General features: G+C 73.3%; 11 protein-coding genes. 5 read left to right on the top strand and 6 right to left on the bottom strand.

The genetic code is table 11. The features are described from left to right. The coding region (locus tag AB0K37_RS38240; protein WP_353833686.1) for an acyl-CoA dehydrogenase family protein at positions 1–100 on the top strand (100 nt) is incomplete at its 5' end. Here AB0K37_RS38240 and AB0K37_RS38235 read toward each other — a convergent pair. Both AB0K37_RS38235 and AB0K37_RS38230 read right to left on the bottom strand, forming a co-directional pair. Beyond that, positions 93–1,526 (bottom strand): HAMP domain-containing sensor histidine kinase, encoded by a 1,434-nt coding sequence (locus AB0K37_RS38235; protein ID WP_363990012.1) that lies wholly within the window; start codon positions 1,524–1,526, stop codon positions 93–95. The two genes, AB0K37_RS38240 and AB0K37_RS38235, sit on opposite strands and share 8 nt — an antisense overlap. 1 nt (position 1,527) lies before the next feature. Then, entirely contained in the window at positions 1,528–2,208 is a 681-nt protein-coding gene (locus AB0K37_RS38230; protein ID WP_353833662.1) for a response regulator, read from the bottom strand. A 133-nt stretch (positions 2,209–2,341) separates the two neighbouring features. Between AB0K37_RS38230 and AB0K37_RS38225 the strand changes: the two genes are divergently transcribed. Genes AB0K37_RS38225 through AB0K37_RS38215 form a run of 3 tightly spaced genes read left to right on the top strand, consistent with a single transcriptional unit; the run spans position 2,342 to position 4,270 of the window. Then, positions 2,342–2,926 carry a PepSY domain-containing protein gene (locus AB0K37_RS38225; RefSeq protein WP_363990010.1) on the top strand — a complete coding sequence of 195 codons (585 nt, stop codon included), beginning with the start codon at positions 2,342–2,344 and terminating at the stop codon, positions 2,924–2,926. Positions 2,927–2,969: 43 nt separating this feature from the next. Continuing rightward, complete coding sequence (locus AB0K37_RS38220; RefSeq protein WP_363990007.1) at positions 2,970–3,767, top strand: SAM-dependent methyltransferase; 798 nt, start codon at positions 2,970–2,972, stop codon at positions 3,765–3,767. Between the two features lie 32 nt (positions 3,768–3,799). After that, on the top strand, positions 3,800–4,270 hold the full coding sequence (locus tag AB0K37_RS38215) for an SRPBCC family protein (protein WP_363990004.1): 471 nt from the start codon (positions 3,800–3,802) through the stop codon (positions 4,268–4,270). Between the two features lie 80 nt (positions 4,271–4,350). On the opposite strand, the gene AB0K37_RS38210 is transcribed toward AB0K37_RS38215, so the two are convergent. The 4 genes from AB0K37_RS38210 to AB0K37_RS38195 all read right to left on the bottom strand — a co-directional run bounded on the left by AB0K37_RS38210 (position 4,351) and on the right by AB0K37_RS38195 (position 7,285). Beyond that, the gene (locus AB0K37_RS38210; protein ID WP_363990001.1) at positions 4,351–4,680 is read right to left on the bottom strand and encodes a hypothetical protein; all 330 of its coding nucleotides are present in this window, start codon (positions 4,678–4,680) and stop codon (positions 4,351–4,353) included. Between the two features lie 682 nt (positions 4,681–5,362). Then, positions 5,363–5,551 (bottom strand): DUF5999 family protein, encoded by a 189-nt coding sequence (locus tag AB0K37_RS38205; protein ID WP_363990015.1) that lies wholly within the window; start codon positions 5,549–5,551, stop codon positions 5,363–5,365. A 161-nt stretch (positions 5,552–5,712) separates the two neighbouring features. Beyond that, complete coding sequence (locus tag AB0K37_RS38200) at positions 5,713–6,210, bottom strand: hypothetical protein (protein WP_345171857.1); 498 nt, start codon at positions 6,208–6,210, stop codon at positions 5,713–5,715. A gap of 259 nt (positions 6,211–6,469) precedes the next feature. Next, positions 6,470–7,285 carry an SAM-dependent methyltransferase gene (locus AB0K37_RS38195; protein WP_363989998.1) on the bottom strand — a complete coding sequence of 272 codons (816 nt, stop codon included), beginning with the start codon at positions 7,283–7,285 and terminating at the stop codon, positions 6,470–6,472. A gap of 205 nt (positions 7,286–7,490) precedes the next feature. On the opposite strand from AB0K37_RS38195, the gene AB0K37_RS38190 reads away from it, so the two are divergent. Next, positions 7,491–8,252 (top strand): DedA family protein, encoded by a 762-nt coding sequence (locus AB0K37_RS38190; RefSeq protein WP_363989995.1) that lies wholly within the window; start codon positions 7,491–7,493, stop codon positions 8,250–8,252. Positions 8,253–8,356 lie beyond the last annotated feature (104 nt).

The raw sequence follows: 8,356 nt of genomic DNA, 5'->3' as shown, positions 1-8,356 counted from the left end.
CCCGGTGGAGCGGATGATGCGCGACGCCAAGATCACCCAGATCTACGAGGGCACCAACCAGATCCAGCGCATGGTCATGGCCCGCCAGATCCTCAGGTAGCCGGGGAGCCGGGGCCGACGGCCGGCAGCCGCACCTCGAACAGCGCGCCGCCGCCGGGGGCCTCGCGGACGGCGAGGTCCCCGCCGTGCGCCAGTACCAGGTCGCGGGCGATGGCGAGCCCGAGGCCCGCGCCGCCCTCGTCCCGGCTGCGCGCGTCGTCCAGCCGCACGAACCGCTCGAAGATCCGCTCGCGGTCGGCGGGCGGCACCCCCGGCCCGTCGTCGGCGACCCGCACCACCGCCGTTCCCGCCTCCTCGGCCACCGACAGGCGGACCTCCGAGCGCGCGTGGCGCCGGGCGTTGTCGAGCAGGTTGCCGACCACCCGCGACAGCCGCCCCGGCACGCCCATGACGCGCGGATCGGCCTCGACCGACGCCCGGACGGCGATCCGGTCGCCGGGCGCGCGGCGCTCCAGCTCGTCCAGGACGAGCCCGCCGAGCGCGACGGGACTGACCGGCGGGCGGTCCCCGGCGTCGATGCGGGCGAGGAGCAGCAGATCCGCGGCGAGCCGCTGGAGCCGCAGGACGTCCTCGGTCAGCCCGCCGACGTCCAGCAGCTCCGGATGCGCGGCGGCGACCTCCAGCTGGGTGCGCAGCGAGGCGATGGGACTGCGCAGCTCGTGCGAGGCGTCCGCGACGAACCCGCGCTGCCGGGCCACCGACTCCTCCAGCGCGGCGAGCGTCGCGTTCGTGGTGGCGGCCAGTCCGGCGATCTCGTCCCGCGCGTCCGGCACCGGCACCCGCCGGGTCAGGTCGCCGGAGGAGGTGATCTCGGCCAGCTCCGCCCGGACGGCCTCCACCGGGCGCAGCGCCCTCCGCGTGACCAGCCACGTCACCCCCGCGACGACGGCGAGCAGCGGAGGCAGCCCCGCGAGCATGGCCCGGACGGCGGTGCCCACCGCGTCCCGGGCGGCGGCCAGGTCGGCGCCCGCGTAGACGGTCACGGTCTCGTCCCGCGGCGTGGTCACCTCGACGGCCGCGAACCGGTAGTCGGCGGTGCGGTCGTCGACGGTGGCGCGGCCCGTGGAGAACTCTGGGTCGCCGCCCGACACCTCGCCGCGCGCCGGATCGTCGTCACCGTCGTCGTCGCCTCCCCGCGGGGGCTGCCCGGGCCGCACGCTGGAGGAGCCGGTCCCGTGGATCCGCCGCAGGTCCTCGCTGGCCGCTCGCACCCGGCCCCTTTCGTCCACGACCTGCACGGGACGGTCCTCCCCGTCCGGCAGGTCGAGCGCCGCGAACGGGGTGCCGGCGGCGAGCTGCGAGGCCACCTCGCGGGCCGCCACCTCGGCCTTCAGGTCGGCCTGACCGCCGAGGTTCGAGCGCAGCAGCAGCACCACCGCGAGCCCGGCGGCGACGAGCGCGACGGCCACCACGGCTGTCGCGCCCAGAGTGGTCCTGGCGCGGACGGACGCCGGGCGGCGGGCCATCTCAGGCGCCCCCGTCCCGGGCCAGCCGGTACCCGGCGCCGCGCACCGTCGTGATCGACCGGCGCCCGAACGGGACGTCGAGCTTGCGGCGCAGCGCGCTCACGTACACCTCGACGATGTTGGGATCCCCGTCGTAGGCGAAATCCCAGACCGCCTCCATGATCTGCGCCTTCGACACGACGCGGCCCGCGTTCGCCGCCAGGTGCTCCAGCACCGCGAACTCCTTGGCGGTCAGCTCCACCTCGGTCTCGCCCCGGTGCACGCGCCGCGCCGCCGGGTCGACGGTGAGGTCGCCGAGCACGATGGCCGGCGCCGCGCCCCGCGTCCGGCGGCGCAGCAGCGCGCGGACGCGGGCCACCAGCACCACGTAGGAGAACGGCTTGGTGAGGTAGTCGTCCGCGCCGGTGTCCAGGCCCTCCGCCTCGTCGTACTCGCCGTCCTTGGCGGTCAGCATCAGGATCGGCGTCTCGTCGCCCGCCGCGCGCAGGGCCGCGCACACCCGGTAGCCGTTCATCCCGGGCAGCATGATGTCGAGGATGATCAGGTCGTAGCCACCGCCGAGCGCCCGGTGCAGCCCCTCGGCGCCGTCGTGGACGGCCTCGACCACGAACCCCTCGGCCGTCAGCCCCCGCGCGAGCGAGGCGGCCAGCCGTCTCTCGTCCTCGACGATCAGCAGGCGCATCCCCACAGCCTGCCAAACAGCACCTGAAGACGGCTTCAGGTTGCTTCAGCGGCGCTACAGGAACGCCCGGCATCGTCCAGGGCGGAAGGTGCGGCCGGAGAGGCCGGCACGGCACCCGGAGATGGGAGTGACGATGAGGTTCGACGCACGGCGCATGGTCGCGGGCCGCGGCCTGCTGGTCACGGTGCTCGCCGCGGGCGCCCTCGCGGCGGGAGGAGCCACGGCCGCGATCGCCGCCGCGGACGGCGGCGAGGGCGACTCGCCGTCCGGGGAGAGGTCCGCCAGGACGGCCGTCTCGCTGACGCAGGCCGCGGACGCGGCGCTGAAGACGGTCCCCGGGAAGGTCCGGGAGATCGAGTTGGACGGCGAGCACGGCGCCGCCGTCTGGGAGGTCGACGTCCTCACCGGCGACGGCGCCGCGCGCGAGGTCGTCGTCGACTCCGGCAGCGGCAAGGTCGTGGCCGACCGTCCCGAGAAGCAGGACGACGACCGGGGCGAGGCCATCGCGCTGCGCGACGCGAAGACCTCCGCGGTCGGCGCGGCCGCCGCCGCGCTCAAGACGGTTCCCGGCCACGCGACGTCCGCCGGCTTCGACCGCGACGGCGGCAGAGCGGTCTGGGAGGTCGACGTGACGGGGGCCGACGGGAGCGAGCACGAGGTCACCGTGGACGCCGCGACCGGCAGGGCGGCCGCCGGGGAGGCGGACGACGATGACTGACCTCGCCCCGTAGAGGGAAGGGATCGGCCGAGGGGGTGGGCGCATGAGCGACCAGAAACCCGTGCCAGGCATCGACACGAGCGTCCCGCATGTGGCGCGCATCTGGAACTACTGGCTTGGCGGCAAGGACAACTATCCGGTGGACCGCGAGGTCGGGGACCAGATCCTCGGAATGCTGCCGGATGTCGCGAGGCTGGCACGGGCCTCCCGGCTCTTCCTGAACCGGGTGGTGTGGCACCTGGCCGCCGAGGCCGGGATCCGGCAGTTCATCGACATCGGCACGGGGCTGCCCACGGTGGACAACACCCACGAGGTCGCCCAGCGCGCCGCGCCGGAGTCGAGAATCGTCTACGTCGACAACGACCCCCTGGTCCTGGAGCACGCGAAGGGTCTGCTCACCAGCACGCCCGAAGGGAGCACCGCCTACATCCACGCGGACGTGCGCGACCCGGACGCCATCCTGGAGGCCGCCGCCGAGACGCTCGACTTCGGCCGTCCGATCGCGTTCACGCTGATGGGCATCCTGGAGTTCGTGACGGACGACGACCAGGCGTACCGGATCGTGCGGCGGCTCATGGACGCGGTCCCCTCCGGCAGCTACTTCGCCATGTACGACGGGACGAACGTCGTGCACGGCGAGGCGTCCGACCGCATCGTGGACGTCTGGAACGCCTCGGGCAACGCGTCCCTCGTCCTGCGGACGCCCGAGGGGATCGGGCGCTTCTTCGACGGGCTGGAACTCGTGGAGCCGGGCATCGTCCCGGTGACGCACTGGCGGCCGGACGCGGCGGCCGAGCCGGAGGCCGTCGACGCCTACGGCGCCGTGGGCCGCAAGCCCTAGACACCCCCCCAGGCCCGCTGGAGCAGGACGCGATGACCGGAAACGAGTTCGTCTACACCATCTACATCAAGAGCACGCCGGAGCGGCTCTGGGAGGCCCTCACCGATCCGGCCTTCACCCGCCGCTACTGGGGCGTCGCCTTCGAGACCGACTGGCGGCCGGGGTCCGCCGTCATCTGGCACGAGGAGGGCGCGACGACGTCCGACCCCGAGCAGGTCGTCCTCGAAGCCGAGCCGGGACGGCGCCTCTCCTACACCTGGCACACCTTCACGCCGGAGTGGGCGCGGTCCGCCGGCGTGGACGAGGGGACCCGCGCCCGGCTCCTGCGGGAACCCCGCTCCCAGGTGACCTGCGAGCTCGAACCCGTCGGGGAGACGGTGCGGCTGACCGTCGTCCACGAGGGCGGCGAGGTGCTGCTGAGCATGTCCCGGCACGGCTGGCCGCACGTCCTGTCCGGCCTCAAGACCCTCGTGGAGACGGGCGCGCCCCTCCCCACCACGTAGCCGGTCGCGCGCGTTCACCGGACACGCCGGCCGGGCGTCCGCCCCCTGCGCTTCGGAACGCTCCACGCCCGCTCGCCCGGTCACATGCGCATGCTGCTGCCGCCGGGCTCCTCTTCGCCGTCGGTGGTGTGCTCCAGCTCCAGGTACTCGTCGTCGGGCCAGAGCTCGTCGGCCACGAAGGCGAGGTACTCCTCGTCGCCCGGGTCCAGCTCGGCGGTCATGGACTCCGGGTGGCCCGGAGGCTCGGCGGCGGGGGGCGGGACGGCACGCGACGCCTCGGGGGCGTGATGCCGCGGTTCCGGGGCGGGCGGCGGCTCCGGGGCGCGCCGCGGCGGCATGGGGTGGAGGAGGTTCGGCAGGAAGAGGCCGAACAGGGCGACCAGGGACGCGAGGACCAGGACTGTGACCACACCCACACCGTCCTTTCGCGGTCGAGTTCCGCATGAATGTTGCGTAAGTAGCAAAACAGTTGAACGCTACCGGGATCGCCCGCCGGATGGGAGCCCGACATGCACATCTCTGGAGACGGACGGCGCGTGACGTCTCGTGCGGACGCGCGCGCATGGGCGTGGTCCGTCCGGGGTCGCCACGCCCCTGTCCGATCTCCTCTCCAAGGCTGAGCGCGTTCCTCGCGCGGGGGCGCCACGACACGCGGGCTTTCGTCGCACGCTGCCAGGGTTTGGCACGCGGGTTGGAGTCCGGTGGTGGTCGCCTCATGAAGGCACGGAAAGCTGGTCTCGGCGTGGGCCGGGGCTGGAAGAACGGCGCCGGGTCGCGGCGGCTGCCGGAGCGGCGCGGCTTCGCCGGGGCGCGGGACTCCACTGCGGGGCGTGGAGGGTGCGGCGCTCAGGGCGCGGCGGCGGTGGACCAGGGGGAGTGGAGGATCCCGGTGCGCGGGCCGCGGGCGGGCGCCTTCGAGGACGAGCGCCGATTCATGAACTCATGCGGGAGCCTGCGGCGGATGGTCGTCTCAGCGGGAGTGGGCCGTCAGGGCGCCGACACTGCGCGCCCTGGTGTCGCGGCGGCGGCTCGCCCGGCGTCGGCGACGACCGGCACGCGATCGGACGACCGTGCCGGGACGGGGCGCCGGCTCTAGGCGGCGGTGGTGGGGCGGTGCGGGGCGATGACGCGGCCGTCGGGAAGGAGCTCGCCGGTGTCGTCGAAGACGACGACGCCGTTGCACAGGAGGTTCCACCCCTGCTCGGGGTGGGCGGCGATGATGCGCGCGGCCTCGCGGTCGAGGTCGTCCGGCAGCGGGCAGGACGGCTGGTGCTGGCAGATGGTGTCGTGCTCGGCGGTCACAGGGTTCCTCCACGGGTGTCCCACGTGATTAAGGACATATTGCAGCCTGCCGCGCTGCGTCCGAAATATGCAAGTGGCTGGCGAATTTTTTACCCTCGACTGCGTGTGAACCCGTCGAAGCTCGGGCAATCAGGGGCGATTCACCGCAAGATGCCACCGTCCGGTTCGCCGCCGTGGTCCACGTCCAGCCCGACGACGGCGGTGCAGCCCGTGCAGATCCACTCGGCGACGACCGCCTCGGAGTTGGTGCCGTGCGTCCGGTAGGGGCGCTCGACGGTGCGCCGCCGCATCCCGTGGCCGCAGGAGGAGTGCAGGAGCCTTCCGCAGGCGGGGCACGGCCAGACGTCCTCGCGGCGCAGGTCGCATCGGGGGCACAGCGGCGACTCGTAGTGGCCCGCCGGCTCGCCGAACTCCAGCTCGATCCGCCACTCGTGCTCCAGGTCGAGGTACTCGTCCGCCGGCCAGTGGTGGTCGGCCAGCCATGCGAGGTACTCCTCGTCCCCCGGGTCGAGGACGGCCGTCAGCGACTCGGGGTGCCCGTCGTCCGAGCGGTCGGGGCGCCTGCCGTGCCGCGCGGTGGCCAGGAGCGTCAGCAGGCCCACGAGCGCGGCCGCGGCCAGGCCTGTCGCCAGGGGCATCGCGGCGTCCTCAGATGATCTTGTGGCGGGAAAGTCCGATCATGAATGCACTTCACAAAGCGCTGCGAACGCTACAAGAAAGGCTCTAAACGGAAAAGTCGATCAAAAAGATCTTTTACCTGGATCATGAGCGGACTCGGGTCCGAAACCGGGGGGCGAGGCCGTCCGTAACCGCGCGGCCTGCGGGAATCGGGCCTCCGAGGCTCCTCCTCCGCCGGCCGCCGGCGGAAGCGGTTTCACTCTCCGCTGAATCCTCCGATCAGTCCTTCCGCCCGAGGACGGCGACCATCTGGCTGTGCAGCGGGTGCTCCAGCGGCCCGGCGGGCCCGGCGGGCCGCCATTCCGTGACGTGGGCCACCCCCGGTTCCAGGATCGTGAGGCCCTCCATGAACCGCTCGACCTCGGAGGAGTGCCGGAAGTACGACCCGCCGAGCCCCGACTGCAGGATGCGCTTGGCCTCCTCGACGCGCGGGTCGTCGCCCGAGTCGTGCAGGTGGGTGAGCACGACGTGGCTGCCGGGCGCCAGGAACGGGAGCAGCGCCCGGACGACCCCGGCCGGGTCGCGCTCGTCCGGCACGTGGTGGATGATCGCGGCCAGCACGATGCCCACCGGGCGCGAGAGGTCGAGCAGCCCGGTCAGCGCGGGGTCGGTGAAGATCTTCTCGGGCTCGTACAGGTCGCCCTGGATGAACGTCGCGACGCCGGTCTCGGTCAGCAGCGCCCGCCCGTGCGCCAGCACGATCGGGTCGTTGTCGACGTACACCACCCGCGCGTCCGGGTTGGCCGCCCGGGCGAACTGGTGCACGTTGGACGACGTGGGCAGCCCGGACCCGATGTCGACGAACTGGTCGATCCCGAGGTCGCGGGCCATGTAGGTCACCGCCCGCTCGATGGCGACCCGGTTGCCCTGGGCCACGACGGGGGCCTCCGGCACGAGCTGCATCACCATGTCGGCCACCTCGCGGTCGGCGGCGAAATTGTCCTTGCCGCCGAGGAAGTAGTCGTACACGCGCGCGAAGGTGGGCGTGGAGGGGTCGATGCCCGGAGGTGCGTTCTCGGGGAGGTCGTCGGCCACGCGCGCGGCTCCTTCTGTTGTGCGCCCAGATCCCCTGAACGGGCGACGGCGGTGATCCAACACTAGGGCGGATTCCCGCCTCCGTCCGGGGTTTCGGCGCGGTCGGGGTGCGGTTTTCCGCAGGGTCGGGGTGCGGTGCGCGGCCGGGTGGATCGGCGGTGCGCTCCATGGCGGCGGGGACGCCCGGGTTCCTAGCGTCGTGGACATGATCGAGACGATGTACGCGGCGGCCGGCAGCGAGCCCGCGGGGGGCGTCGCGGGGTGGGCGACGGACCTGATGGACAAGCTGGGCGCGCCCGGGGCGGGGCTGGCGATCGCGCTGGAGAACCTGTTCCCGCCGCTGCCGAGCGAGGTGATCCTGCCCCTGGCGGGGTTCGCCTCCGCGCAGGGCCGGATGAGCCTGGTGGCGGCGGTCGCGTGGACGACGGCCGGCAGTGTGGCCGGGGCCCTGGCCCTGTACGGGATCGGCGCGCTGATCGGGCGGGACCGGATCCGCGCGATGGTGGCGCGGCTGCCGCTGGTCAAGCTCGACGACCTGGACCGGACGGAGGCGTGGTTCGCCCGGCACGGCGCCAAGGCCGTGTTCTTCGGACGGATGATCCCGATCTTCCGCAGCCTGATCTCCGTCCCGGCCGGGGTCGAGCGGATGAGGATGGCGACGTTCCTGGTCTACACCGCGCTCGGGAGCCTGCTGTGGAACACGGTGTTCGTGCTGGCCGGGTACGGGCTCGGGGACAACTGGCGGACGGTGGAGGAGTACGTCGGCGTCTACTCCAAGGCGGTGGTCGCGCTGGTCGGGCTGGCGGCGCTGGCGTTCGTCGCCGTACGTATCGTGAAGTCGCGCCGGTCCGCGGGGCGTCCCGGGCCGGGGGCCCATCGAGCGGAGGCGAGCGGGGGTCGGCGAGCGGAGGCGAGCGGGAATCGGCGCGCGGAGGCGAGAGAACTCACACGTGATCGCAACTTTTGAGGTGCCGCGCGCCGAACCGGCATTCGCGGGTGGCGGGCTCGCCGCCCGCCGCGGCGGGGAGGCTCAGCACGTCGGCGATGGACACGGGGGTGGGCAGCCGGCCG

Origin of the sequence: Actinomadura sp. NPDC049753, from assembly GCF_040674655.1 — a bacterium.
Classification (GTDB): Bacteria; Actinomycetota; Actinomycetes; order Streptosporangiales; family Streptosporangiaceae; genus Spirillospora; species Spirillospora verrucosospora.
This window is presented reverse-complemented; position numbering and strand designations above follow the sequence as displayed.

Coding starts and splice junctions, on each gene's coding strand:
- AB0K37_RS38215 (WP_363990004.1), top strand. CDS start 3,800: ATGACCGGAAACGAGTTCGTCTACACCATCTACATCAAGAGCACGCCG.
- AB0K37_RS38190 (WP_363989995.1), top strand. CDS start 7,491: ATGATCGAGACGATGTACGCGGCGGCCGGCAGCGAGCCCGCGGGGGGC.
- AB0K37_RS38235 (WP_363990012.1), bottom strand. CDS start 1,526: ATGGCCCGCCGCCCGGCGTCCGTCCGCGCCAGGACCACTCTGGGCGCG.
- AB0K37_RS38230 (WP_353833662.1), bottom strand. CDS start 2,208: ATGCGCCTGCTGATCGTCGAGGACGAGAGACGGCTGGCCGCCTCGCTC.
- AB0K37_RS38220 (WP_363990007.1), top strand. CDS start 2,970: ATGAGCGACCAGAAACCCGTGCCAGGCATCGACACGAGCGTCCCGCAT.
- AB0K37_RS38200 (WP_345171857.1), bottom strand. CDS start 6,210: ATGCCCCTGGCGACAGGCCTGGCCGCGGCCGCGCTCGTGGGCCTGCTG.
- AB0K37_RS38225 (WP_363990010.1), top strand. CDS start 2,342: ATGAGGTTCGACGCACGGCGCATGGTCGCGGGCCGCGGCCTGCTGGTC.